This window comes from Pseudomonas sp. UYEF17 (genome assembly GCF_040546125.1).
GTDB classification, from domain to species: Bacteria; Pseudomonadota; Gammaproteobacteria; order Pseudomonadales; family Pseudomonadaceae; genus Aquipseudomonas; species Aquipseudomonas putida_Z.
Genome location: NZ_JBEPNE010000004.1, coordinates 315775 through 342740 on the forward strand (window position 1 = coordinate 315775; position 26966 = coordinate 342740).

Annotated in this window: 16 protein-coding genes; 6 read left to right on the forward strand and 10 right to left on the reverse strand. The window is 65.4% G+C overall.

The window, feature by feature from the left end; translation table 11 throughout:
- The first annotated feature begins 257 nt into the window (after positions 1–257).
- On the forward strand, positions 258–1940 hold the full coding sequence (locus ABIB24_RS09020) for an AMP-binding protein (protein ID WP_354316342.1): 1683 nt from the start codon (positions 258–260) through the stop codon (positions 1938–1940).
- Between the two features lie 283 nt (positions 1941–2223).
- Here the strand turns inward: ABIB24_RS09020 and ABIB24_RS09025 are convergent, their stop codons facing one another.
- The gene (locus ABIB24_RS09025; RefSeq protein ID WP_003251307.1) at positions 2224–2385 is read right to left on the reverse strand and encodes a hypothetical protein; all 162 of its coding nucleotides are present in this window, start codon (positions 2383–2385) and stop codon (positions 2224–2226) included.
- 140 nt (positions 2386–2525) lie between these two features.
- Here ABIB24_RS09025 and ABIB24_RS09030 point away from each other — a divergent pair, with 140 nt between their 5' ends.
- The 3 genes from ABIB24_RS09030 to glgB all read left to right on the forward strand — a co-directional run bounded on the left by ABIB24_RS09030 (position 2526) and on the right by glgB (position 10243).
- Positions 2526–4544, forward strand: coding sequence for an alpha-1,4-glucan--maltose-1-phosphate maltosyltransferase (locus tag ABIB24_RS09030; protein WP_137164387.1), 2019 nt, complete (start codon positions 2526–2528; stop codon positions 4542–4544).
- 170 nt (positions 4545–4714) lie between these two features.
- Positions 4715–8032 carry a maltose alpha-D-glucosyltransferase gene (gene treS, locus ABIB24_RS09035; protein ID WP_137164386.1) on the forward strand — a complete coding sequence of 1106 codons (3318 nt, stop codon included), beginning with the start codon at positions 4715–4717 and terminating at the stop codon, positions 8030–8032.
- Complete coding sequence (gene glgB, locus ABIB24_RS09040) at positions 8033–10243, forward strand: 1,4-alpha-glucan branching protein GlgB (protein ID WP_354316343.1); 2211 nt, start codon at positions 8033–8035, stop codon at positions 10241–10243.
- A 117-nt stretch (positions 10244–10360) separates the two neighbouring features.
- Here the strand turns inward: glgB and ABIB24_RS09045 are convergent, their stop codons facing one another.
- The 9 genes from ABIB24_RS09045 to ABIB24_RS09085 all read right to left on the reverse strand — a co-directional run bounded on the left by ABIB24_RS09045 (position 10361) and on the right by ABIB24_RS09085 (position 24212).
- The gene (locus ABIB24_RS09045) at positions 10361–11437 is read right to left on the reverse strand and encodes an autotransporter domain-containing protein (RefSeq protein WP_085692357.1); all 1077 of its coding nucleotides are present in this window, start codon (positions 11435–11437) and stop codon (positions 10361–10363) included.
- Between the two features lie 300 nt (positions 11438–11737).
- Positions 11738–12547, reverse strand: a complete 810-nt coding sequence (locus tag ABIB24_RS09050) for an endonuclease/exonuclease/phosphatase family protein (protein WP_025339815.1) — start codon at positions 12545–12547, stop codon at positions 11738–11740.
- A gap of 179 nt (positions 12548–12726) precedes the next feature.
- Positions 12727–14880 (reverse strand): glycogen debranching protein GlgX, encoded by a 2154-nt coding sequence (gene glgX, locus ABIB24_RS09055; RefSeq protein WP_274120750.1) that lies wholly within the window; start codon positions 14878–14880, stop codon positions 12727–12729.
- Between the two features lie 153 nt (positions 14881–15033).
- Positions 15034–15282: a DUF2934 domain-containing protein gene (locus ABIB24_RS09060; protein ID WP_025339813.1), complete on the reverse strand. Its 249-nt coding sequence runs from the start codon at positions 15280–15282 to the stop codon at positions 15034–15036.
- 14 nt (positions 15283–15296) lie between these two features.
- The gene (locus ABIB24_RS09065) at positions 15297–18071 is read right to left on the reverse strand and encodes a malto-oligosyltrehalose synthase (RefSeq protein WP_354316344.1); all 2775 of its coding nucleotides are present in this window, start codon (positions 18069–18071) and stop codon (positions 15297–15299) included.
- Positions 18068–20137 (reverse strand): 4-alpha-glucanotransferase, encoded by a 2070-nt coding sequence (gene malQ / locus ABIB24_RS09070; protein ID WP_354316345.1) that lies wholly within the window; start codon positions 20135–20137, stop codon positions 18068–18070. Before malQ ends, ABIB24_RS09065 begins: the two co-directional genes overlap by 4 nt.
- Complete coding sequence (gene treZ / locus ABIB24_RS09075; protein WP_274078703.1) at positions 20134–21876, reverse strand: malto-oligosyltrehalose trehalohydrolase; 1743 nt, start codon at positions 21874–21876, stop codon at positions 20134–20136. The genes malQ and treZ overlap by 4 nt, the downstream gene beginning before the upstream one ends.
- Positions 21877–21890: 14 nt before the next feature.
- Positions 21891–23450, reverse strand: coding sequence for a glycogen synthase GlgA (glgA, locus tag ABIB24_RS09080; RefSeq protein WP_075045668.1), 1560 nt, complete (start codon positions 23448–23450; stop codon positions 21891–21893).
- Positions 23451–24044: 594 nt separating this feature from the next.
- Complete coding sequence (locus ABIB24_RS09085) at positions 24045–24212, reverse strand: DUF6026 family protein (RefSeq protein ID WP_015270996.1); 168 nt, start codon at positions 24210–24212, stop codon at positions 24045–24047.
- Between the two features lie 164 nt (positions 24213–24376).
- Between ABIB24_RS09085 and gnd the strand changes: the two genes are divergently transcribed.
- Both gnd and zwf read left to right on the forward strand, forming a co-directional pair.
- A complete protein-coding gene (gene gnd / locus ABIB24_RS09090; RefSeq protein ID WP_170978902.1) occupies positions 24377–25399 on the forward strand; it encodes a phosphogluconate dehydrogenase (NAD(+)-dependent, decarboxylating) in 1023 nt (340 codons plus the stop codon).
- The gene (zwf, locus tag ABIB24_RS09095; protein ID WP_137164378.1) at positions 25396–26901 is read left to right on the forward strand and encodes a glucose-6-phosphate dehydrogenase; all 1506 of its coding nucleotides are present in this window, start codon (positions 25396–25398) and stop codon (positions 26899–26901) included. The genes gnd and zwf overlap by 4 nt, the downstream gene beginning before the upstream one ends.
- Positions 26902–26966: the final 65 nt, after the last annotated feature.

The following is a 26966-nucleotide window of genomic DNA, read 5'->3' on the forward strand; positions in this document are numbered from 1 at the left end:
CTGTGGGAGCGGGTTTACCCGCGAATACGTCAGCAGGGCCACCGTCATTGCCTGGATGATCGCATTCGCGGGTAAACCCGCTCCCACAGGGTCGGTGGTGCGCCGACAAACCCGATGTCGTTTTCACCTTTACGTTAACGTAAACCTGCATGCGCTCACTGTCAATCGACTCATCACCTTTACGTAAACGTAAATCTGCGCCAGAGTATTCCCGCTTGCTTCAGTCGTGCCCAGAACAACCACAAGAAGGGACACCCATGAGTCAACCAAGCTATACCCGCGGTCGCCAGGACCAAGCCTTGCTGACCCAGACCATCGGCCAGGCCTTCGACGCCACCGTGGCCCGTTGTGCCGACGGCGAGGCCCTGGTGTCGCGCCATCAGGGCCTGCGCTACAGCTGGCGGCAGTTGGCCGAGCAGGTCGAGGTGCATGCTCGTGCCCTGATGGCCCTGGGCGTGAACACCGGCGATCGGGTCGGCATCTGGTCGCCCAACTGCGCCCAGTGGTGCATCCTGCAGCTGGCCAGCGCCAAGGTCGGCGCGATTCTGGTCAACATCAACCCGGCCTACCGCGTGGGCGAGCTGGAATACGTGCTGCGCCAGTCCGGTTGCCGCTGGCTGGTGTGTGCCGACGCTTTCAAGACGTCCGACTACCACGCCATGGTCCAGGAGCTGGCGCCGGAGCTGGCCAGTGCCACCCCGGGTGAAATGGCCAGTGAACGCCTGCCCGAAATGCGTGGTGTGGTCAGCCTGGCCGCCAACCCGCCGGCAGGCTTCCTGCCTTGGCAAGCGCTGGCCGAGCGGGCAGGGCAGACCTCCGTCGAGGCTTACGCGAAGCGCCAGCAAAGCCTGCAGTTCGACCAGCCGGTGAACATCCAGTACACCTCCGGCACCACCGGCGCACCGAAGGGCGCCACGCTCAGCCACTACAACATCCTCAACAACGGCTTCATGGTCGGCGAAAGCCTGGGCCTGACCGCACGTGACCGCATGGTGATCCCGGTGCCGCTTTACCACTGCTTCGGCATGGTCATGGCCAACCTCGGTTGCATCACCCACGGCAGCACCATGATCTACCCCAACGACGCCTTCGACGCCGAGCTCACCCTGCGCGCCGTGGCCGAAGAGCGCGCGAGCATTCTCTATGGCGTGCCAACCATGTTCATCGCCATGCTCGACCACCCCGCGCGCGCGCAAATGGACCTGTCGACCCTGCGCAGCGGCATCATGGCCGGCGCCACCTGCCCGATCGAGGTAATGCGCCGGGTCATCGATCAGATGCACATGGCCGAAGTGCAGATTGCCTACGGCATGACCGAAACCAGCCCGGTGTCGCTGCAGACCGGCCCGGACGACGACCTGGAGCTGCGCGTGACCACCGTCGGCCGCACCCAGCCGCAGCTGGAGAACAAGCTGGTGGACGCAGACGGCTGTATCGTCCCGCGCGGCGAGATCGGCGAGCTGTGCACCCGCGGCTACAGCGTGATGCTCGGCTACTGGGACAACCCCCAGGCCACGGCAGATGCCATCGACCCGGCCGGCTGGATGCATTCGGGCGACCTGGCGGTGATGGATGAGCACGGCTACGTGCGCATTGTCGGGCGCAACAAGGACATGATCATTCGCGGCGGCGAGAACATCTACCCGCGTGAACTGGAAGAGTTCTTCTACACCCACCCGGCGGTGGCTGATGCGCAGGTGATCGGCATCCCGTGCAGCCGTTATGGCGAGGAAATCGTCGCCTGGATCAAGCTGCACCCGGGGCACAGTGCCACGGTCGAGGAACTGCAGGGCTGGTGCAAGGCGCGCATTGCACACTTCAAGGTGCCGCGGCATATCCGCTTTGTCGACGAGTACCCGATGACGGTGACCGGCAAGGTGCAGAAGTTCCGCATGCGGGAGATCAGTGTGGCGGAGATATCGGCTTTAACTGCTGGTTGATGTATTGATGCTGCCGGCCTTTTCGCGGGTGAACCCGCTCCCACAGGTACAGCGCCGCGTTCGAGGTCGGCGCGGTCCCTGTGGGAGAAGTTCCGCATGCGGGAGATCAGTGTGGCGGAGATATCGGCGGTTACTGCTGGTTGATGTGCTGATGCTACCGGCCCTTTCGCGGGTAAACCCGCTCCCACAGGTACAGCGCCGCGTTCGAGGTCGGCGCGGTCCCTGTGGGAGCGGGTTCACCCGCGAAAGGGCCGGTCCTGCCTATGTCGATCCTGGTCTACCCTTAAGCCTTCACTGGTGGTTCCTGGCTCGGCGGGTCGCCCACCGTCGGCGGCACGGTCGGCTTGATCGGCAGCTCGTCCGGGTCTTCCTCCGGCACGGGCGGCGGCAGGCTCGGGTCGTCGATGTTGGGATCGGGAGTCTCCGGTGGAATGGGAATGTTCATGGCCTGACCTCGCTTGGGTAATTGAAGAGGTGCTGCAGGCTTCGACCCCTGGCAGCTGCCGTTCGCTCAATTTTTTTGAACCCCACGCCTGTGCCCGGCTCTGAACCCTTACCGCCACCAGCCTGAGGGAGCAAGGTCCGATGTCACGAAACGAGCCCTTCGAAAGCGTGCCCATGGCCAACGATCACCCGGACCAGGCCATCAGCCTGTCCCAGGCGCTGCTGGCGCCGCGCATCGTGATCGAAGACACCCAACCCGTGCTCGAAGCCGGCACCTTCGCCGCCAAGGCCATCAGTGGCCAACCGGTGGCGGTCAGCAGCAAGGTCTACAGCGACGGCCACGACCGCCTGGCCGTGATGCTCAACTGGCGCCAGGCCCACAGCCGGCGCTGGCATTGCATACCCATGCACTCGCCGGGCAACGACCTGTGGCTGGCCGAGTTCACACCCACCGAACTGGGCCCGCACCTGTTCAGTATCGAGGCCTGGATCGACCCGTTCGCTACCTATTGCCACGACCTGGAGAAGAAGTACCACGCCGGTGTCGAGGTTCGGCTGGAGCTGGAGGAAGGTCGATTGATGCTGGGCAAGGGCATCGAGCTGTGCAACGGTGCCCTGCGCGAGGAGCTCCAGGCCTTGCAGCAGCGCCTGCCCACGCTGAATGCCGACGATCAGGTGGCGCTGTTTCTCGACCCCGCCACCGCCCGCCTGATGAGCGATGCCGAGCACCGCAGCTACCTGGCCCGCAGCCGTGAATTCCCCGTCGATGTCGACCGCCCGGCCGCGCAGTTCGCCAGTTGGTACGAGCTGTTCCCGCGCTCGATCACCGACAGCCCCGAGCGCCACGGCACCTTCAATGATGTGCACGAGCGCCTGCCGATGATCCGCGACATGGGCTTCGACGTGCTGTACTTCCCGCCCATCCATCCCATCGGCATGCAGCACCGCAAGGGCCGCAACAACGCCCTCACGGCGGAGCCCGGCGACCCGGGCAGCCCGTATGCCATCGGCAGCGCAGAAGGCGGCCACGAGGCGATTCACCCGCAGCTGGGCAGCCGCGACGACTTCCGCCGCCTGGTGGCAGCAGCGGCCGAGCATGGCCTGGAAATCGCCCTCGACTTCGCCATCCAGTGCTCCCAGGACCACCCCTGGCTCAAGGAGCACCCCGGCTGGTTCAGCTGGCGACCGGACGGCACCATCCGCTATGCCGAGAACCCACCGAAGAAGTACCAGGACATCGTCAATGTCGATTTCTATGCACCCGAGGCCGTGCCGTCGCTGTGGCTGGCCCTGCGCGACGTGGTGGTCGGCTGGGTCGAGGAGGGGGTGAAGACCTTCCGCGTCGACAACCCGCACACCAAGCCACTGCCGTTCTGGCAATGGCTGATCGCCAATGTGCGCAGTCGGCACCCCGAGGTCATCTTCCTCGCCGAAGCCTTCACCAAGCCGGCGATGATGGCCCGCCTGGGCAAGGTCGGGTACGCGCAGAGCTATACCTACTTCACCTGGCGCAACCACAAACAGGAACTGCGCGAGTACTTCGAGCAGCTCAACCAGCCGCCATGGAGCCAGTGCTACCGGCCCAACTTCTTCGTCAATACCCCCGACATCAACCCGTACTTCCTGCACACCTCCGGCCGTGCCGGCTTCCTCATCCGCGCGGCGCTGGCCACCATGGGTTCCGGGCTGTGGGGCATGTACTCGGGCTTCGAACTGTGCGAAGGCACACCGCTGCCGGGCAAGGAGGAGTACCTGGATTCGGAGAAGTACGAAATTCGCCCACGCGACTTCAGCCAGCCCGGCAACATCATTGCCGAGATCGCCCAGCTCAACCGTATCCGCCGGCAGAACCGCGCCTTGCAGACCCACCTGGGCGTGGCGTTCTTCAACTGCTGGAACGACAACATCCTGTACTTCGCCAAGCGCACGCCCGAGCGCGACAACTACATCCTGGTGGCAATCAGCCTCGACCCGCACAACGCCCAGGAGGCGCATTTCGAGCTGCCGCTATGGGAGCTGGGGCTGGATGACAACGCCGAAACCCTGGGTGAAGACCTGATGAACGGCCATCGCTGGTCGTGGTACGGCAAGACCCAATGGATGCGCATCGAACCCTGGCATCTGCCGTTCGGTATCTGGCGCATCGAAAAGGCCCGTTAGCCAGGTACACGCCATCCCCTGTGGGAGCGGGCGTGCCCGCGAAGCAGGCGCCGCGGAGCATGGCACCGGCTTCGCCGGTGTTCGCGGGCACGCCCGCTCCCACAGGATCGTGTCAAGTCAGTTGCTTGTGCATTGGGGCCAGAGCAACCAGGAATTGAAAGGAGTCGCACATGGCCAAGCGTTCCCGCCCGGCAGCCTTCATCGACGACCCGCTGTGGTACAAGGACGCCGTCATCTACCAGCTGCACATCAAGTCGTTCTTCGATTCGAACAACGACGGCATCGGCGATTTCGCCGGCCTGATCAGCAAGCTCGACTACATTGCCGAGCTGGGCGTCAACACCCTGTGGCTGCTGCCGTTCTATCCCTCGCCACGCCGCGACGACGGCTACGACATCGCCGAATACAAGGCCGTGCACCCCGACTACGGCAACCTGGCCGATGCCCGCCGCTTCATCGCCGAGGCACACAAACGCGGCCTGCGGGTGATCACGGAGCTGGTCATCAACCACACCAGCGACCAGCATCCCTGGTTCCAGCGCGCCCGCCATGCCAAGCGCGGCAGCAAGGCACGGGACTTCTACGTGTGGTCGGATGACGACCAGAAGTACGACGGCACGCGCATCATCTTCCTCGATACCGAGAAGTCCAACTGGACCTGGGACCCGGTCGCCGGCCAGTACTTCTGGCACCGCTTCTATTCGCACCAGCCCGACCTCAACTTCGACAACCCGCAAGTGCTCAAGGCAGTGATCGGGGTGATGCGCTTCTGGCTGGACCTGGGCGTCGATGGCCTGCGCCTGGACGCCATCCCCTACCTGATCGAGCGTGACGGCACCAACAACGAGAACCTTGCCGAAACCCACGACGTGCTCAAGGCGATCCGCGCCGAAATCGACGCCAACTACCCCGACCGCATGCTGCTGGCCGAGGCCAACCAATGGCCCGAGGACACCCGCCCGTACTTTGGCGAAGGCGAGGGCGACGAATGCCACATGGCCTTCCACTTCCCGTTGATGCCGCGCATGTACATGGCCCTGGCCATGGAAGACCGCTTCCCGATCACCGACATCCTGCGCCAGACCCCGGAAATCCCCGCCAACTGCCAATGGGCGATCTTCCTGCGCAACCACGATGAGCTGACCTTGGAAATGGTCACCGACCGCGAGCGCGACTACCTGTGGAACTACTACGCTGAAGACCGCCGCGCCCGCATCAACCTGGGCATCCGCCGCCGCCTGGCGCCGTTGCTGCAGCGTGACCGGCGGCGCATCGAACTGCTCACCAGCCTGCTGCTGTCGATGCCCGGCACGCCCACCCTGTACTACGGCGACGAACTGGGCATGGGCGACAACATCTACCTGGGCGACCGCGATGGTGTGCGCACGCCCATGCAATGGTCGCCGGACCGCAACGGTGGTTTCTCCCGCGCCGACCCGCAGCGTCTGGTGCTGCCGCCGATCATGGACCCGCTGTACGGCTACCAGACCGTCAACGTCGAAGCCCAGGCCAACGACCCGCACTCGCTGCTGAACTGGACCCGGCGCATGCTGGCGGTGCGCAAGCAGCAAAAGGCCTTCGGCCGCGGCAGCCTGCGCACCCTAACGCCGAACAACCGGCGCATCCTCGCCTACTTGCGCGAGTACACCGACGGCGATGGCAATACCGAAGTCATCCTGTGCGTGGCCAACGTTTCCCGCGCCGCCCAGGCGGCTGAACTGGAATTGTCACAATACGCCGACAAAGTACCGGTGGAGATGCTCGGCGGCAGCGCCTTCCCGCCAATCGGGCAACTGCCGTTCCTGCTGACCTTGCCACCCTACGCCTTCTACTGGTTCCTGCTGGCCAGCCACGACCGCATGCCCAGCTGGCACATCCAGGCCACCGAGGGGTTACCCGAATTGACCACACTGGTATTGCGCAAACGCCTGGAAGAACTGCTGGAGGCCCCCTCCAGCGATACCCTGCAAAGCGCCATCCTGCCGCAGTACCTGCCCAAGCGGCGCTGGTTCGCCGGCAAGGAAGGGCCGATCGACCAGGTGCGCCTGTGCTACGGCGTGCGTTTCGGCACGTCGACCACACCGGTGCTGCTTAGTGAAATCGAAGTGCTCAGCGATGGTGTGGCCAACCGCTACCAACTGCCGTTCGGCCTGCTGCCCGAAGAGCAGATCAGTACCGCGTTGCCACAACAGCTGGCCCTGTCACGGGTGCGTCGTGCCCATCAGGTTGGCCTGATCACTGACGCCTTCGTTCTCGAGCCATTCATCCGCGCGGTGCTGCGTGCCTGTGAGGGCGGCATGCATCTGCCTTGTGGCAACGGCGAGGGCGAGCTGCGCTTCGAAAGCACGCAGCAGTTGGCGGGCCTGGCGTTGAACGACGAAAGCAGCGTGCGCTACCTCAGCGCCGAGCAGTCCAACAGCTCGGTGGTGATCGGCGACCAGGTGGTGCTCAAGCTGATTCGCCGGGTCAACCCGGGTGTGCACCCAGAGCTGGAAATGAGTGCCTACCTGACCGCCGCAGGCTTTGCCAACATTTCGCCGCTGCTGGCCTGGGTCAGCCGGGTGGATGAGCAGGGTGCGCCACACCTGCTGATGATCGCCCAGGGCTACCTGAGCAACCAGGGCGACGCCTGGGCCTGGACCCAGAACACCCTGGAACGGGCCATCCGCGACCAGATGGAGCCTTCCAGCCTCGACGCCGATGCGCACACCGATGCACTGGCCGAACTCACCGGCTTTGCCGCCTTGCTCGGCCAGCGCCTGGGCGAGATGCACCTGCTGCTGGCTGCACCGACCAATGACGAGGCCTTCCAGCCACGCCCGAGCGATGCCGACGACAGCGAACGCTGGAGTGCGCAGATCAGTGCCGAACTCACCCATGCCCTCGACCTGCTGGCCCAGCACCGCGACAGCCTCGACAGCGAAAGCCAGGCGCTGGTCGACGACTTGCAGCAACAGCGCGACGGCCTGGCCCAGCACATCGCCAACCTGACCCGCCAGGCCCAGGGCGGCCTGCTGATGCGCGTGCACGGCGACCTGCACCTGGGCCAGGTGCTGGTGGTGCAGGGCGACGCCTACCTCATCGATTTCGAAGGTGAACCGGCCCGGCCGCTGCAAGAGCGTCGGGCAAAACACAGCCCGTACAAAGATGTCAGCGGCGTGCTGCGATCCTTCGACTATGCTGCTGCCATGATCTTGCGCAGCGCGTCTGCGGTCGACCTTTCCGACCCGGCGCGCCAAGCCCGGCAACGGGTTGCCAGGCAGTACCTGCACCAATCGCGGCATGCCTTTGTCGAAGCCTATGGCCTGGCCACCGCGGCCATGCCTCACGCCTGGCAACAGGCCGAGGGCGAGCGCGCCGCACTGGAGCTGTTCTGCCTGGAAAAAGCTGCCTACGAAATCACATACGAAGCCGAGAACCGTCCGAGCTGGCTGGCCGTGCCTTTGCATGGCCTGCATGGACTGATCAGTACCTGGGGAGAGTCATAGATGAATGCAACCACGCGTGAAAACGGCGGCCTTCGGCAACGGGACCTCGACGCCCTGGCCCGCGCCGAGCACGCCGATCCATTTGCGGTACTCGGCCCCCATGGCGACGGCGCGGGCGGGCAGGTGGTCCGCGCCTTCCTGCCCACTGCCCTGAATGTGCGCATCCTGGCACGGCATGACGGGCGCGTCCTCGCCGAAATGGAGCAGGGCAGCCTGCCGGGGCTGTTCACCGCGCACCTCGATGAGGCACACCCGTACCTGCTGCAGATCGGCTGGGCCGGTGGCGAGCAGGTCACCGAAGACCCCTACAGCTTCGGCCCGCAACTGGGCGACATGGACCTGTACCTGTTTGCCGAAGGCAACCACCGCGACCTGTCCGGGCGCTTCGGCGCCCAGCCTATCCAGGTCGATGGTGTCGACGGCGTGTGTTTCTCGGTGTGGGCGCCGAACGCGCGGCGGGTGTCGGTGGTGGGTGACTTCAACAACTGGGATGGCCGCCGCCACCCCATGCGCCTGCGCCACAGCGCCGGGGTGTGGGAGCTGTTCGTGCCGCGCCTGGGCGTGGGCGAAACCTACAAGTTCGAGGTGCTGGGCAAGGACGGCATACTGCCCCTGAAGGCCGACCCGTTGGCGCGTGCCACCGAACTGCCGCCAAGCACCGCCTCCAAGGTAGCGGGGGCGCTCAGCCACGACTGGCAAGACCACGACTGGATGGCGCAACGCGCGCAGCGCCATGCCTACAGCGCGCCGCTGTCGATCTATGAGCTGCACCCAGGGTCGTGGCGCTGCGAGCTGGACGAGGCGGGCGAGGTGGGGCGCTATTACAACTGGCGCGAGCTGGCCGAGCGCCTGGTGCCGTACGTTCAGGAGCTGGGCTTCACCCATATCGAACTGCTGCCGATCATGGAGCACCCGTTCGGCGGTTCCTGGGGCTACCAGCCGCTGTCGCTGTTCGCGCCCACCTCGCGCTACGGCAGCGCCGAGGACTTCGCCGCCTTCATCGACGCCTGCCACCAGGGCGGCATTGGCGTGCTGCTCGACTGGGTGCCGGCGCATTTCCCCACCGATGAACACGGCCTGGCGCGTTTCGACGGCACCGCCCTGTACGAATACGACAACCCCCTGGAGGGCTACCACCAGGACTGGAACACGCTGATCTACAACCTTGGCCGCAACGAAGTGCGCGGCTTCATGATGGCCTCGGCGCTGCACTGGCTGAAGCACTTCCACATCGATGGCCTGCGTGTCGATGCAGTGGCCTCGATGCTGTACCGCGACTATTCGCGCAAGGCCGGCGAATGGGTGCCCAACCGCCACGGCGGGCGCGAGAACCTGGAGGCCATCGACTTCATCCGCCACCTCAACGGCGTGGCGGCCCACGAGGCCCCGGGCGCGCTGATCATCGCCGAGGAATCCACCGCCTGGCCCGGCGTCAGCCAGCCGACCCAACAGGGCGGCCTGGGCTTTGCCTACAAGTGGAACATGGGCTGGATGCACGACACCTTGCATTACATCCAGAACGACCCTGTGCACCGCACTTACCATCACAACGAGATGAGCTTCGGGCTGATCTATGCCTATTCCGAGCACTTCATCCTGCCCATCTCCCACGATGAAGTGGTGCACGGCAAGCATTCGCTGATCGACAAGATGCCCGGCGACCGCTGGCAGAAGTTCGCCAACCTGCGTGCCTACCTCACCTTCATGTGGGCGCATCCGGGCAAGAAGCTGCTGTTCATGGGCTGCGAGTTCGGCCAGTGGCGCGAGTGGGACCACGATGGCGAGCTGGACTGGTACCTGCTGCAGTACCCTGAGCACCAGGGCGTACAGCGCCTGGTCGGCGACCTCAACCGCCTGTACCGCGAGGTGCCGGCATTGCACGAGCAGGATTGCCAGCCACAGGGCTTCCAGTGGCTGATTGGTGACGATGCGCAGAACAGCGTGTATGCCTGGCTGCGCTGGAGCAGCAGTGGCGAGCCAGTGCTGGTGGTGGCCAACTTCACCCCGGTGCCGCGCGAGGGGTATCGCATTGGCGTGCCGTTTGGCGAGCGCTGGCAGGAGCTGTTGAACAGTGACGCAGAGCTGTATGCCGGGTCCAATGTCGGCAACCTGGGGGTGGTGGAGAGTAACGAGATTGCCAGCCATGGCCAGCCGCAGTCGCTGGCCCTGAACCTGCCGCCGCTTGGGGTTCTGATAATGAAACCAGCCTGATGTGTTGCTTGTACTGGCCTCTTCGCGGGTAAACCCGCTCCCACAGGTATTGCACAAGCTTCAGACCCTGTGCGGTCCTTGTGGGAGCGGGTTCACCCGCGAAAGGGCCGACCCTGCCTACCACCGCATCCGCACCCCTAGGCTGCCAATCAACCCATTCAGATCATTGTCGTCCACGTCACTGCTGTAATCGGCACTGACAAACAGCGCTACCGAGGGCGTCACCCGCGCCACCAGCCCCAACCCCAGTTCCACGGTGGTCGAGTAGCGCGAGCTGGAGATCTTGTCGACCTGGTCCAGCTTCACCTCATCGGCATTGCTGAAGTCATACCACACGTTGGTCCGCACATAGGGTTCGATCGGCATGCCGCGTACTTCATAACGCCCGGACAGCCTGGCACCGACCCGGCCGCTCCAGCTCGGCTGGCTGTCGAAGGCCTGCAAGGTCTCTTCCTGCGCCCGGCTGCCGGGGAAGAACTGCTGGTTGATCAACTGCGCCTGCGGCTCGATCACCCAGCCGCCACCCAGGCCGATGGGGATGCCGCCTTCCAGCGAGAAGGTCATCGCGTGGCCGCTGTCGTCCAGTCGCTGGCCGTTCTCGCCACGGCCATTGACGTCGATGCGCGAACCCATGGCCACGGCATCCAGGTGCCAGCCCTGTTCATGGGTCATGCTCCAGTAAACCCCCAGGCTTTCACCGCTGAGGTTCACGGCGTTGCGTTGCTTGTCGCCCAACAGCCGGCGCATGCCGTTGAAGCTGGTCTGCAGGTTGTTTTGCCCCACGAAGATCCCCGCGCGGTGCACATTGCCCGCTGCAGTTTCACGCACGAACAGGTCCGGGCCGATCGTCAGTTGCTGGCTGGGTGCCTCCAGCTGGTCCGGGGGCTGCGCGCCACCGCGCGTGGTGGTGGGGAAGAACTGCGCCCACTGGCTGGCGACCAGGTCCGGTGCAGCCTGCCCATGGCGCTCGCTCATCTTTTGCGAGAACGCATTCAAGGTACCGATACTCAAGCCACTGGCGCTGACCGGGTCGAGCGACAGCTGTGGTACTGCCGGTTGCTGCAGGAAACCGGGCGAGGCCGGGTCGTCCTGCAGTTCATACGCGATAGTTTCCACCGGGGTTGCCAGAAGCAGCGACGTGGAAACCGCGTAGAAAATGCTGTCGAAGCGCAAGAGGTTCGAGGTGCTTTTCATGGCGGATCTCCTTTGTTTTTGTGTTACAGCCCTAGGACCTGGCCTGTTGTCACGAGCTGTACGGCAAAAACAGTGGGCGACCCAAACCAGCACGCCAGGCTTTCGCCAGCGCGCACGAAGGCGCGAGCTAGAGGCCCGGCGCGAGATCTTTACTGCTTGATATGTTCAGCTAAGGAGAGGCCGCCGCTTGCGTCAAGAAAGTGTGAAGGAAGTGTTCAGGATCCGTGGTTTTGTTCAACGTGTTGAATCTTTTGATAAATCTGCGAGCTATAGCGGGGTTCGCTATTTGTCGTGGCATGGCTATGAAGAATGATTGCTAAGCCTGACTTCGACCGACAACGGCAGGTGGTCCGACAGGTGCGACCAAGGTTTGTGCCCCAGAATCCGCGGCCCATGGCTTTCGGCGTTGCGCAGGTAGACACGGTCCAGGCGCAACAGTGGCAGGCGCGCAGGATAGGTGCGGGCCAGATGCCCATGGTGGCGCTCGAAGGCCTCGTGCAGGTCACGCTGCAGGCCCAGGGTGCGGTTGCCGTGGGATTTCCAGTCGTTGAAATCGCCGGCGATGATCACCGGGGCCTCGGCGGGCAAGGACTCGAGCAGCTTGCGCAGCAGTTGCAGTTGTTTCTGGCGATGGCTTTCCAGTAACGACAGGTGCACGCAGATGGCATGCACCTGGTGCTGGCCGGGCACGTCGAGGATGCAGTGCAGCAGGCCACGTCGTTCGGGGCCGGTGATCGACACGTCGAGGTTGCGATGTTCGATGATCGGGTATTTGGACAGTAGCGCGTTGCCGTGGTGGCCGTCGGGGTAGACCGCGTTGCGGCCGTAGGCGAAGTCGCTCCACATGCTGTCGGCGAGGAACTCGTACTGAGAAGTCTGCGGCCAGCCGGGGTAGCGCGCGGCGTGGCGGTCGTGGCTGCCGAGCACTTCCTGGAGGAAGACGATGTCGGCCTGGGTGCTGCGCACCGCCTCGCGCAGTTCCGGCAGGATGAAGCGCCGGTTGAAGGCGGTGAAGCCCTTGTGGGTATTCACCGTCAGCACCTGCAGCCGCTTCACGGCCGGGGCCTGATTGACACTGGCGAAACCTTTACTGCCGGCTTCGGGGTTCACGGTTACTCCTCGGTCAACGGGTTTGCGCGGATCCTTGTAGGAGCGGCCTTGTGTCGCGATCGGGCCGCGCAGCGGCCCCGTTTGTCAGCACCAAGGCAAGAATAGCTGGGGCCGCTGTGCGGCCCGATCGCGACACAAGGCCGCTCCTACACAAGGGACACATACCAGCGGGTTCAGGTTCACTCCTCATCACGCTGCAACACCATCAGCAGCAACGATCGCCCCTTCACCTCGAACGTGCTGTCGAACTGCAGATGCTGCCCCTTGCGCAGCTCTGGCCGGTCGGTATCGACCAGGCAGCTCCAGTAATCCCCTTCGGGCACCGTCGGCAACTCGAACGGAACGATGTCATGGTGGGCATTGACGATCAGCAACACGGTGGCCTCGGCGCCTGGCCGGGCAATGCCGCTGACCTGGGCACGGCCATCGATCAGCATGCCCAGGCAACGCCCGTGCGGGTCTTCCCATTGATCCACGCTCATCTCGTTGCCATCCGGTGCCAGCCAGGTCACGTCCTTGACGCCGATCGCCTCATTGTAGTCGCCCACCAGAAAGCGCGAGCGGCGCAGTACCGGGTAGGCCAGGCGCAGGCGGGTCAGGCGCTTGACGAAAGCCAGCAGCTCTTTGCCCTCCTGGTCCAGGTCCCAGTTCACCCAGCCGATCTCGCTGTCCTGGCAATAGGCATTGTTGTTGCCGTGCTGGGTGCGGCTGAACTCGTCACCAGCGACGATCATCGGCGTGCCCTGGGCCAGCAGCAGGGTTGCGAAATAGTTGCGCATCTGGCGCATGCGCAGGGCATTCACGGCCGGGTCGTCGGTTGGCCCCTCGACACCGCAGTTCCACGACAGGTTGTTATCGGTGCCGTCCTGGTTGTTCTCGTCGTTGTCTTCGTTGTGCTTGTGGTTGTACGACACCAGGTCGCGCAAGGTGAAACCGTCGTGGGCGGTGACGAAGTTGACCGAGGCATAGGGGCGCCGGCCACGGTTGTTGAACATGTCCCCCGAGGCGGTCATGCGCGAGGCAAAGTCGGCCAGTTGGCCTTCGTCGCCTTTCCAGAAGGCGCGCACGGTGTCGCGGAAGCGGTCGTTCCACTCTGCCCAGCCCGGGGCGAAGTTGCCCACCTGGTAGCCGCCCGGGCCGCAGTCCCAGGGCTCGGCAATCAGCTTCACCTGGCTCAGCATCGGGTCCTGGCGGCAGGCGACGAGGAAACCGTGGCGTTCGCTGTAGCCGTCGTGGTAGCGGCCAAGGATGGTCGCCAGGTCGAAGCGGAAGCCGTCCACGTGCATTTCGCCGGCCCAGTAGCGCAGCGAGTCGGTGACCAGCTGCAGCACGCAGGGGTGGCTCAGGTCCAGGGTGTTGCCGGTGCCGGAATCGTTGATGTAGTAACGCTTGTCATCCGGCATCAGGCGGTAGTAGGAGGCGTTGTCGATACCGCGCATCGACAGCGTCGGGCCGCGCTCGTTGCCTTCGGCGGTGTGGTTGTAGACCACGTCGAGGATCACCTCCAGCCCGGCGTCGTGCAGGTGCGCGACCATTTCCTTGAATTCGGCGATCTTGCCGCTGGCCAGGTAGCGCGGGTGGGGGGCGAAGAAGGCGATGCTGTTGTAGCCCCAGTAGTTGTTCAAGCCCTTGTCCAGCAGGTGCTGGTCGTTGACGAAGGCGTGAATCGGCAGCAGCTCGATGCTGGAAACGCCCAGCTCCTTGATGTGCTTGAGCAACTCGTCATTGGCCAGGCCGGCGAAGGTGCCGCGCAGTTCTTCCGGTACCGCCGGGTGGCGCATGCTGATGCCACGGGTGTGGGCCTCGTAGATGATCGTGCGCTCCCAGGGGATCAGCACGCGCTGGTCGCGGCCCCAGGTGAAGGCAGGGTCGATCACCTTGCACTTGGGCACGAACGGCGCGCTGTCGCGCTCGTCGAACGACAGGTCGCCGTCGGGGTGGCCGATGGTGTAGCCGAACAGTGCTTCGGACCACTGCAGGCTGCCGACCAGTTGCTTGGCATACGGGTCGATCAGCAGTTTGTTGGGGTTGAAGCGGTGGCCGTTCTCCGGCTCGTACGGCCCGTGCACGCGGTAGCCGTAGACCAGCCCTGGGTGCGCGTCGGGCAGGTAGCCGTGGTAGATCTCGTCGGTGTATTCGGGTAGCTCGATGCGTTCGATTTCGTGCTCGCCGGTGGAGTCGAACAGGCACAGCTCGACCTTGGTGGCGTTGGCCGAGAACAGGGCAAAGTTGACCCCAAGGCCATCCCAGGTGGCGCCGAGGGGGAAGGGCAGGCCCTCGCGGATACGCGACGGGGCGACAGAGCGGGTTTTCTTCGGGGTGCGGGGGCTCATGGCGGTCCTCTGTGGCCGTGGTGGTGGAGGGAGCTGCGTAGGCCTGTACCGGCCTCTTCGCGGGTGAACCCGCTCCCACAGGTACACCGTCATCCTCAGGCCTGGCGCTATCCCTGTGGGAGCGGGTTTACCCGCGAAGAGGCCGGTGCAGGCTCAACCGGCAGCCGGCTTTTTCACCGCCCGGGGTTTCTTCACAGCCACGGCCTTCTCAACCGGTTCAGCGGCTACCTTAGGCTTGGCCGGCGCCCGCTTGCGCGGCGCCGCCTTGGGTGCCAGCGCCTCGGCTTCGGCCAGCTTGCGCGCCATGTCCCAATGGCGTTCTTCCTGGCCGGCGGGCTTACCCTCAGATTCCCAGATCTGGTAGGCAAATTCGCGGATACGCTTTTCATCAACACTCATCATGACGCTCCTGATGCTCAAGATTGTTGTATCAGCAGGTTGACCGGAAACTCCGCCAGCACGGCGCTCAACATCAGCTCCTTGGAAGAGCTGACCGCAGCACTGGGGAAAAGTCCCGTCGAGTTGGCAGGCGACAAGGCAAACGGCAGGCTTACCCGGGTGTCGTCCCAGTTCTGTGCCGGGATCAGGGGTGTCGGTGCACCTGCCAGCAGGGTACTGGCCAGGCGTGGCGCGATGATGACGGCCCGTTCGCCTTCGCCAAGGCGGGCGAACGCCACCACCTTGTCGGCATGCCGGCCATGCACGGTCAGCGGCAGGTAGGCGCCACGACGGAACAGCTCGGCATGGGCCTGGCGGCAGTCCAGCACCCGGGCGATCAGCGCCTGCTTGAGGCGGCCGTCGCGCCAGTGTTCCAGCAGCTCGGCTACCGGCGTTGCATCGTCCAGGGTGCGACGCCGGCAAGCGTAGTCCACGGCGCGGCGGTTATCCGGGTCGACCAGGCTGAAATCCCAGTATTCGTTGCCCTGGTACAGGTCCGGCACGCCCGGCGTGGTCATGCGCAGCAGGGCCTGGACCAGGCCGTTGAGGGCACCGGGGCAGGCCAGCAGATGGGCGGCATCGGCCAGCGATTTGCGCAGCTGCTGGTTCTCGCCGTCCAGCAGCAGGCCGTCGATGTAGCCGGCACAGGCGTTTTCATATGCTTCGTTCGGCGCGCTCCAGCTGCTGCGCAGCTTTGCCTCGCGCAGGGCCTTCTGCTGCCACTGGCGGATGCGTTCGGCGTACTGTTGCAGGGCGTTGTCATCGTGCAGGTCGAGGTCCAGCGGCCAACTGCCAAGCAAGGTCTGCAACAGCATCAGCTCGTCGCCGGGGCTGGGCGCCGGGCCGTCATCCAGTTGCGTGCGCAACGGCGTGGCCAGCTCGCGCCAGTGTTCCATGCGGCTGGCCAGCCACGGGCCGCGCTCGCTGAGCACGGCCAGGCGCGCACGGGTGTCTTCGCCGCGCTTGTGGTCATGGGTGGCGCTGGCCAGCAGGTTGTCGGGGAAGTCACGCAGGCGCCGCTGGGCCTCGTTGTGGAAGTGCTCGAGCGGGGCGCTGAAACGCTCGGCATCGAAGCCCACATCGTTGCGCGACAGCAGCCGCGCGCTGCGGTAGAACGCGGTGTCTTCCACGGCCTTGGCGGCACTGGGCGCGGTCAGTTGCTGAAAGCGCACGCAGGCGTGGCGCAGCTGCTTGCGTGCCCGGCCTGCTGGCAGGCTGCGCCAGGCTTGCCCGCCCAACCATTGTTGCAGGTGCTCAAGAAGCGGCCAGTCGGCTTCGCCCAGGTCCTGCCGGGCATTGGCCAGGGCCTGCTGGAAAAACCCTTCGTCTTCTGCCGGGCGCCCGCAGGCACTGAAGTAGGTGCGGTACACCGGGTAATGCGCCACCAGTGCCTGCAAGGCACGGCGGATCGCGCCCAGGGTCAGGTCGCGGGTCATCAGGTCGTTGCGCGCCACCTGCAACAGCGCCTGGGCCACCGACTCGCAGTCGCCGGCCAGGCTGGCATTGAGCACCAGGTGGCGGGCCTGACGCACTTCTTCGGGGAAGTCGGGGCGTTCGCTCACATTGGCCCACAGCTCGGTCAGGGTTGCTTCGCCCGCCGGGTCGTGCTGCAGCAGCGAAACCTGGTTCATGAATTCATAGCCGGTAGTGCCGTCGGTAAGCCAGTCGCGGTGCAGGTGCTCGTTGGCGCCGAGGATCTTCTCCACGTAGATCGGGAAATGCTCCAGGGCGGCGTTCAACGGCCGCCGTGCCAGCAGGCCATCGACCCGTCGGCGCAGCTTGCGGCAGTAACCGCGCGGGTCGGCCAGGCCGTCGATATGGTCGATGCGCAGGCCGTCCACCAGGCCGCGCTCGATCAGCTCGAACAGCTTGGCGTGGGTGGCCTCGAACACCACCGCGCGTTCCACCCGCAGGCCGCCCAGCTCGTTGATGTCGAAGAAGCGCCGCCAGTTGATGTCGTCGGCGGCGGTACGCCAGCTGGCCAGGCGGTAGGTCTGGCGCTCCAGCAGCAGGTGCAGGCGCTTGAAGCCGTTCTCGCTACGGCTGTCGAACGCCACCAGGGCCGATTCGAGGTCGGCGCCTTCGCCTGCCAGGCGCGCCAGTTCGGCTTGCAGGGGCAGGGCGTCGGCCAGCGGCGTGGCCGATGCGTTCAACGCGGTGAAGCGTTCGGCCAGGGCCTTGAGCGCCGGCTCCGGGCTGAGGGCGAGAATCCAGCCATAGTCGACCGGGCAGATCGGGAAGCGGTGTTGGTAATGGGCGACCTGCAGCAGCCCATGGTGCTTGTCGAACTCAAGCGGTATCTCGCCATTTTTCAGCGCCACGCCATAGTCGCTGGCGAGGAACGGCAGCAGCAGCTGACCGGCCAGCAGCGGGTCGCTGGAGTGCCACTGGATGTCGAAGAATTCTGCATAGAGGCTGCGCCGGCCCCAGGCCAGCAGGCTCTGCCACCAGGGGTTGTCGGCACCGCCCACGGCCATGTGGTTGGACACCGTGTCGAGGATCAGCCCCATGCCGTGCTGGCGCAGGGCGGCAACCAGCCGTTCCAGCGCCGCTTCGCCGCCCAGCTCGGGGTTGACGCAGGTCGGGTCGACCACGTCGTAGCCGTGGCGCGAACCGGCGCGGGCCTTGAGGATGGGCGAGGCATACAGGTGGCTGATACCCAACTGGGCGAAGTACGGCACCAGCGGCACGGCGTGATCGAGGGTGAAGTCACTGTGAAACTGCAGGCGCAGGGTCGCGGTCAGCGCTTTCATCGGTCACGCTCCCAGGCTTGTTCGCGGGCCTGGGCCAGCAGTTCCAGGCGCCGCGCGGCGTCTTCGTCGTCGAGCAGTTCACGTACCGGCCGGGCGAAGCGTCGGCGCCAGTTGGGGTGGCCGGAGGTGGTGCCCGGCAGGTTGGGTTGCTCGTCGCAACCCAGCAGGTCTTCCAGCGGCACCAGCACCAGCGGTGCGCGAGTGTGGCCAACGTAACGGATGGCAGCGTCGATCAGCGCGTCGTTGTCCGGCAGCGTGCCGTAGTTGGCCTCCAGGGTGCGGCGCAGGCCGTCGTGCTCCTTCTGCCGCTCGTGGCGCCAGTGCAGTTCGGTGGCCGCATCGATCAGTTGCAGGCGGTGGCTCCAGTCGATGTCGCGGTTTTCCAGCCAGCCGGCCAGCGGCGCCAGGTCGTGGGTGCCGGTGGTGGCCAGGGCGTTGTCCGGCCAGTCGAGAATCGGCTTGAAATGGCCGGGCTGGGTCTGCTCGAAGGGCAGCACGCGCATGCCCAGCACGGCCTTGGCCGCCAGTTGTTCGCGCAGGCCGTCCGGCACGGTGCCCAGGTCTTCGCCGAGGATGATTGCCTGGTGGCGCACCGACTCCAGCGCCAGCAGGCGCAGCAGGTCGTCCAGCGGGTAGTTGAGGTAGGCGCCTTCGCTGGGCTTGGCTCCCTGCGGGATCAGCCACAGCCGGCGCAGGCCCATGACATGGTCGATGCGCAGGCCGCCGGCGTGGGCGAGGTTGGCCCGCAGCATTTCGATGAAGGCGCGGTAGCCGTTGCGCTTGAGGCCTTCGGGCGAGAAGGCGCAGATGCCCCAGTCCTGGCCGGCACGGTTGAGGATGTCGGGCGGTGCACCCACCTTCAGGCCTGCCAGCAGCTCGTCCTGGCGGCTCCAGGCCTGGCTGCCGGCACCGTCGGCGCCCACCGCCAGGTCAGCGATCAGGCCCACCGCCATGCCGTTGCCGCGCGCTGCTTCCTGGGCGCGTTGCAGGCCCCGTTCGGTCAGCCATTGGCAAAAGGCATGGAACTCGACCTTGGCCGGGTAGGCGTTGGCGAAGGCCTCCACTTCCGGGTGGTACGGGTCGTGCCAGGCCTTGGGCCAGTGGCGCCAGTCGGCGCCCAGGCCATGCTCCACGGCCTGGGCCTGCAGCACCTCGAAGCGGCAATGGTGCTCCAGGGCCTGGCCACCGGCTTCGCGGAAGCTGTCGAAATCCTTGCGCAGCGGGTGGTCGCCCTGGCTGAAGCCCTGGTACAGGGCTTCGAGCAGGCGCAGGCGGGCGCTGGCGGCACGCTGCCAGTCAACCAGCGGGCCTTGCTCCAGGTCTTCCAGCTGTTGCTCCAGGCCGCAGGTTTCGATGGCCACGCGCACCTCCCGCTCGCCCAGCAGCGCGGCAGGGCTGGCGTAAAGGGTGTTGAGCAACAGGCGGCTGGAGGGCGAGTAGGGGCTGTAGTGCGTCTGGTCGATGGCCGACAAGGCGTGGATCGGGCTGATGGCCAAGGCATCGGCACCGCGCTCGGCGGCCGCGCGGGCCAGTTGTTCCAGGGCCAGGCAGTCGCCGTAGCCACCATCGCCGGGGCGGCGCAAGCTGTACAACTGCACCGCCAGGCCCCAGCAGCGCGGTGGCGGCTGCTGCACGCGGTCTTCAAGGCTGTGGCAGCGTGGCGGGGCCACGGCCACGGTGAAGCGGCGGCTGTCGATTTCCACCTGGTGGTAGCCGATGGGCAGCGCTCCGGGCAGGCGGGCCTGGTCGTCAAGGCTGAGGGTGAGGGCGCTGTGGTCCTCCAAGGTGCAGTGCGCGACGCTGGCGGCGCTGAAGTAGCGCGCCAGTGCCAGTGGCTGGCCGAGGTCGGCGGTCAGCAGCGGCGGCAGGTGCTCACTGTCTTCGGCAGCGTCCACGGCGCGCAGGCTGGCGGCAATGGCGGCGTCATCGCTGGCCGGGTGGCCAAGGCCTTCAAGGATGTTGCGCAGTACCTCGTCGCTGACACGCTGGGGCCGGGCATTGGCGTCGATCCAGTCGCGGCTCAGCCCGACGCGGGTCGCCAGGCGGTGCAGGGCGGTTTCGCTCATGGGCGCTCCAGGGCAGGGGGAAGCAGGCTGACCACGCAGCTGTAGGCGGCCAGGTGGGTATCGGGGTGCCGGGTGTCGCTGCTGTCGAACAGGCGGTTGGCCGGCGCGGGCAACTCGACCCCCTGTGGGGTGGCGGCCAGGTTCAGGTCGATGCGCAGGGTGGTGCCATTGCCCAGACGCCAGCGTGCGGTCAGGGCCTTGTCGCCGTGTACTTCGGCGCCCAGCGCGCGGCTGCCGGGCAGGTGCGGGATCACATGGCGGCGGCGCAGTTCGAGCAGGTGCTGGTACAGGCCGTGCCAGCCGGCGATCACTTCCTTGCCTTGCGGGCGGGAGGCCTCGAAGGTCTGTTCGGCGTTGGGGTCGGGGATGCGTTGGCGCTGCTCGGGGTCGGCGAAGGCGGTGAAATGGGCGAACTCGCCGCGCCGGCCTTCGCGCACGGCGTCGGCCAGTTGGTCATGGAAGTCGGTGAAGAACAGGAACGGCCGGCAGCTGCCATCGTCATCGCCCATGAACAGCAGAGGGATCATCGGTGCCAGCAGCAACAGCCCGGTGGCCGCCCGCAGCGCCTGCGGTGGGCACAGGCGGGTCAGGCGCTCGCCCAGGGCACGGTTGCCGACCTGGTCATGGTTCTGCAGAAACAGCACGAAGGCGCTGGGTGGCAAGTGCGCGCTGGGCTCGCCGCGGGGCGTGCCATGGCGGTTGGCCTGGCCCTGGAACACGAAACCTTCGGCAAGGCAGCGGGCCAGCTGGTCGATGGGGCGCTGCTGGTAGTCGGCGTAGTAGCCTTCGGTTTCGCCGGTGAGCAGCACATGCAGGGCATTGTGGCCGTCGTCGTTCCACTGGGCGTCGAAGCCTTGCTCCAGCAGGAAGGCCTGGTTGTGCTCGTTCTCCAGTACCAGCCATACGTGGCGGCCGGGTTCCACCGCCGCACGTACCCTTTGCGCCAGCTCGACCAGGAAGTCGGGCTGGTCGATGGCGTGCACGGCATCCAGGCGCAGGCCGTCACAGCGGTAGTCGCACAACCACATCAGGGCGTTCTGGATGAAGTACTCGCGCACCTGCGGGCGACGGAAGTCGATGGCTGCGCCCCAGGGGGTCTGCCGGTCTTCGCGGAAGAACGGGCTGGCGTACTGGTGCAGGTAATTGCCGTCGGGGCCGAAGTGGTTGTACACCACATCGACCAGCACCATCAGCCCGTGGCCATGTGCCTGGTCGACCAGCGTACACAGCTGCTCGGGGCTGCCATAGGTGTTTTGCGGCGCATAGGGCAGCACGCCGTCGTAACCCCAGTTGCGCTCGCCAGGGAACTGCCCCAGCGGCATCAGCTCGACGGCGCTGATGCCCAGCTCGGCCAGGCGCGGCAGTTGCCGGGCGACCCCGGTGTAACCGTCGAGCAGGCCGACATGCAGCTCCTGGATGACCGCTTCGTGCCAGGGCCGGCCTTGCCAGGGGTGTTGCCAGGCATAGCTGGCCACATCCACCACCTGGCTCGGCCCCTGCACGCCATCGGGCTGGTAGCGCGAGGCCGGGTCGGCCACCTGCAGTGCACCATCGATACGGTAGTGGTAACGGTCACCGGCCTGGCACGGGGCCACGCCGGTGAACCAGCCATCATCGTCGGGCAACAGCTCGATGGCCGGCTGCTGCTCCAGTTCCACGCTCACGCTGCGCGCATCCGGGGCCCAGAGGGCGAAGCGCGCCGACGTGGCGTCCAGCAGGTGTGCGCCATGTCTGTGCATCTTCGATTCCCCGTTCAGTAGTGGCTGTGCTGTGCCTGCTTGACCAAGTCTTCGTACAGGCGTGCGTAGGGTTCCACGGCCTGGCACCAGTTGAACGGTTGGGTCATCGACAGGCAGCGCATGGCGTTCAGCAGGTCCTTCTTGCCGTATACGTAGAAGGCGCGGCTGAGTGCCTGGCGATAGCTCTCGACGGTGGACTCGTTGAACAGGAAACCGGTGACGCCGCACTCGATGGTGTCGGCCAGGCCGCCAGTGTTGCGCGCCACCGGCAGCGAGCCGAAACGCTGCGCGTACATCTGGCTGAGGCCGCATGGCTCGTAGCGTGACGGCATCAGCAGGAAGTCGCTGCCGGCGAACATGCGTCGGGCATCGGTTTCGTTGAAGCCGATGCGTACGCCGATACGGCCCGGGTGGCGTAGCGCCAGTTCGCGCATGGCCTGCTCTTCTTCCGGCTCGCCACGGCCGATGATCGCGATCTGCCCGCCTTGCTCGACGATGTAGTCGGCCACACCCAGGGTCAGGTCCAGGCCCTTCTGGTAGACCAGGCGCGAAACCACGGCGAACAGCGGGCCTTCGGAGGGCTGCAGTTTGAACAGCTCGCGCACTTCCTGGGCATTGCGCGCCTTGCCTTCCCAGTCGTTGATGCTGAAGTTGTGCTGCAGGTGCTTGTCGGTGGCCGAGTCCCAGCTTTCGTCGATGCCATTGGGAATGCCGCCGAGCAGGCCTTGCTGGGCCTTGCTGGCGAGGAAGCCGTCCAGGCCGCAGCCGAATTCCGGGGTGGTGATTTCCCGGGCATAGGTGGCGCTGACCGTGGTGATGTGGCTGGCGTAGGCCAGGCCGGCCTTGAGGAACGACAGCTTGCCGTAGAACTCCATGCCTTCTTGCTGCATGGCGTGCTCGGGGATCGCCAGTTCCGGGCTGCAACCGCGGCTGTACACGCCCTGGTAGGCCAGGTTGTGGATTGTGAACAGGGTTGGCGTACTCAGCCCGCGCCAGTGCATGTAGGCCGGAGCCAGGCCGGCGGGCCAGTCGTGGGCGTGCACCACTTCGGGCTTCCAGTGGATCCTGCCTTCGCCGGCGGCGATTTCGGCGGCGGCCAGGCCCAGGCGGGCGAAGCGGATGTGGTTGTCGGGCCAGTCGCGGCCGTTGTTGGCGCCATAGGGGGTGCCGTCTCGCTGGTACAGTTCGGGGCAGATCAGCACATAGATGACCAGGCCGTCGGCCATGTCCATGCGCCCGATCTTGCACGGCGGCAGGGCGGCGTGGCCACCCAGTTCACCGACGATGTGGATGGGGTTGTCGCTTTCCATCACCTGGCGGTAGCCGGGGATCAGCACCCGCACATCGTGCAGGTGCGCCAGGGCACGGGGCAGGGCTGCAGACACGTCACCCAGGCCACCGGTTTTCACCAGGTCGGCGATTTCCGAGGTCACGAACAAAATCTTGCGCTTGTTGCGGTTGTGCTGGCGCTGGGCGCCGGGTGCCTTGCCTGTCGTGGCGAAGTCCGGGGTGAGCGGTTCGCGGTTGTCCGGGTTGAATGAATCTACGTGAGGCTCGACAGCGGCACTGATCATACTTCTCTCCGTCCCTATGCTTGGCCGGGTGCTGGCACCCGTGGCGATGTTTCGTGTTGGTTCTCTCTGATTCTGGATTCTGCGTAGTGCGTTCCATGCCCCAGGGTCGTGCGCGCAGGCACGGCGCGATCGGCATTCCGGCCGAAGGCGATTGCGCTGGTTGGGGTGTGTGGGCCGATGCTGGGAAGTCCCTTTGCGTTTGGCCTACTTAGTTCCTGACCTGCCCGCGTTCCGGAAAGTTCGACTTTTTTTCGTCACTCTTCCGTTGAGCAAATGGCGGGCCGAAACCCGAGTGTAGGAGAGAAAGAGATAAAAAGGTGACCCGCTGGTCACTATTGTCATGCCGCGGAATAGACGCAAACGTTGGCGTTTGTGACCGGAGGTGAAAAGGGGCGGACGGGGGATGGGGATGGTGCGCCAAATTGTGGCTTTCAAGTGCTGATGCACCAGAGTTGGGCGCAAGGCAGATATTGGACTCTTTCGCAATCTTCGTGGGAGCGGGTGTGCCCGCGAAGAGGTCGGGCCTGGAAAAGAGGATTCAGAGAGAGACAAGCAGGGTGGGAGCCATTCAGCCCCCACAAGAAGAAGGTAGAATCAGAGGCTGACAGCTTTGTCTTCAGCGCGCTGTTGTGCCAGCAGCAGGTTCAGTTGAGCGACCTGCTGGCGCAGCTGGTCACGTTCGTCCTTCAGTTTACGCAGCTCATCACGGCGCACGGAGACATAGAGGGTCTGGGTTGGGGTTGCAGGCATCAAGGTACCCATGAGCACACCTCGCGGTTTTGGCTGGTGACAAGTTAAAGCGTAGACGCTTCACGCGGGCGCATTCTGAATTCTTTTGCAAGTCTTGGGAACTTTTTTGTTTATCGTGGTCTCGCCGTTCGTCGCTGAACCCTCGATCGGTTCGCTGGACTAATCTGAAAAGCTGGATTGTGTTGTCATTTATTTCGAAAGGGGAGCATCGGCTCATGCAACTGGGAATCATCGGGCTGGGCCGCATGGGCGGCAATATCGCAAGGCGCCTGATGCGCGCCGGCCACCGCACCGTGGTACACGATCGCAACCGTGAGGCCATCGTTGGCCTGGAGGGCGAGGGTGCCCAGGGTGCGCACGACCTCGGCGCACTGGTGCAGAAGCTGAAAGCACCGCGCGCGGTGTGGGTCATGCTGCCCGCCGGCGAGCCCACCGAGCAGACCATCGCCCAGCTGGCCGAGCTGCTGGAGCCGGGCGATGCGATCATCGACGGCGGCAACACCTTCTACAAGGACGACATGCGCCGCGCCGCCGAGCTGGCCAAGCGCGGGCTGCATTACCTGGACGTCGGCACCTCGGGCGGTGTGTGGGGCCTGGACCGTGGCTACTGCATGATGATCGGTGGCGAAAAGGACGTGTTCGAGCGCCTGGAGCCTCTGTTCAAGGCGCTGGCCCCGGGCGTGGGTGACATCCCGCGTACCCATGGCCGCAGCGGCGAGCACCAGCGTGCCGAACACGGCTACATCCACGCCGGCCCACCCGGTGCCGGGCACTACGTGAAAATGGTGCACAACGGCATTGAATACGGCCTGATGCAGGCCTATGCCGAAGGTTTCGACCTGCTGCGCAGCAAGGGCGGCAACGAACTGCCGGAAGACCAGCGTTTCGACCTGAACGTGGCCGAAATCGCCGAAGTGTGGCGGCGTGGCAGCGTGGTCACCTCGTGGCTGCTCGACCTCACCGCCGATGCGCTGGTGGCTGACCCGCAGCTGTCGCAGTTCAGTGGCTCGGTGTCCGACAGTGGTGAAGGCCGCTGGACCATCGACGCCGCCGTCGAGCAGGCGGTGCCGGTACCGGTGCTGTCCAGCGCGCTGTTCGCCCGCTTCCGCTCGCGCCAGCAGCAAGGCACCTATGGTGACAAGATTCTCTCGGCCATGCGCCTGGGCTTCGGTGGCCACGTCGAGAAAAAAGCCGAATGACCAAACAGAGCATTCCGGCCGCTCCGCCATGTACTCTGTTCCTGTTCGGCGCCAATGGCGACCTGGTCAAGCGCCTGCTGATGCCGGCGCTTTACAACCTCAGCCGTGACGGCCTGCTGGACCGCAACCTGCGCATCGTCGGTGTCGACCACAACCCGGCCACTGCCGAGGAATTCGCCGAGCGCCTGCATGCGTTCATGGTCGAGCGTGACAAAGGTGGCGAGGGCACGGCCAAGTGCCTGGATGAGAAGCTCTGGGCACGCCTGGCCAAACGCCTGGATTACCAGACCGGCGATTTCCTCGACCCGGCCACCTACCAGGCCCTCGCCAGGCGCATCGACACAACCCGCCACGGCAACGCCATCTTCTATCTGGCGACCTCGCCGCGCTTCTTCCCCGAAGTGGCGCAGCGGCTGGGGCAGGCCGGGCTGCTCGACGAATCGGCCGGCGGCTTTCGCCGGGTCGTGGTGGAAAAGCCCTTCGGCACCGACCTGGCCAGCGCCGAGGCGCTCAACGCCTGCCTGCTGAAGGTGATGGGCGAGCGGCAGATCTACCGCATCGACCATTACCTGGGCAAAGAGACGGTGCAGAACATCCTGGTCAGCCGGTTCTCCAACGGCTTGTTCGAATCGTTCTGGAACAACCACTACATCGACCATGTGCAAATCACCGCCGCGGAAACCGTCGGCGTCGAGACCCGTGGTGCGTTCTATGACAGCACCGGGGCGTTGCGCGACATGGTGCCCAACCACCTGTTCCAGTTGCTGGCGATGGTGGCCATGGAACCCCCGGCCGCGTTCGCCGCCGATGCCGTGCGCAGCGAAAAGGCCAAGGTGGTCGGCGCCATCCGCCCATGGTCGGTGAAGATGGCCCTGAAAAACTCCGTGCGTGGCCAGTACAGTGCCGGCAAGCAGGGGCGCAAGCAGTTGCCCGGCTACCGCCACGAGGCCAACGTCGCGGCGGATAGCCAGACCGAGACCTATGTGGCGCTGAAGGTGATGATCGACAACTGGCGCTGGGCTGGCGTGCCGTTCTACCTGCGCACTGGCAAGCGCATGAGCGTGCGTGATACCGAAATCGCCATCTGCTTCAAGCCGGCGCCTTATGCGCAGTTCCGCGAGTCGGAGCTGGAGCGGCCCAAGCCCAATTACCTGAAGATCCAGATCCAGCCCAACGAAGGCATGTGGTTCGACCTGCAGGCCAAACGCCCCGGGCCGGAGCTGGTGATGGAGAACGTCGAGCTGGGCTTTGCCTACAAGGACTTCTTCAAGATGACCCCGGCGACCGGCTACGAGACGCTGATCTACGACTGCCTGACCGGTGACCAGACCCTGTTCCAGCGGGCTGACAACATCGAGAACGGCTGGCGCGCGGTGCAGCCGTTCCTCGATGCCTGGGCCCAGGGCGGCGAGGTGCACGAGTACCCGGCCGGTGAAGACGGGCCCGAGGCCGGCAATGAATTGCTGGCGCGGGACAAGCGCGAGTGGCACCGCTTGGGGTGAGTTTTTTGTAGAGCCTGTGCCGGCCCTTTCGCGGGCACGCCCGCTCCCACAGGTATTGCACCGCC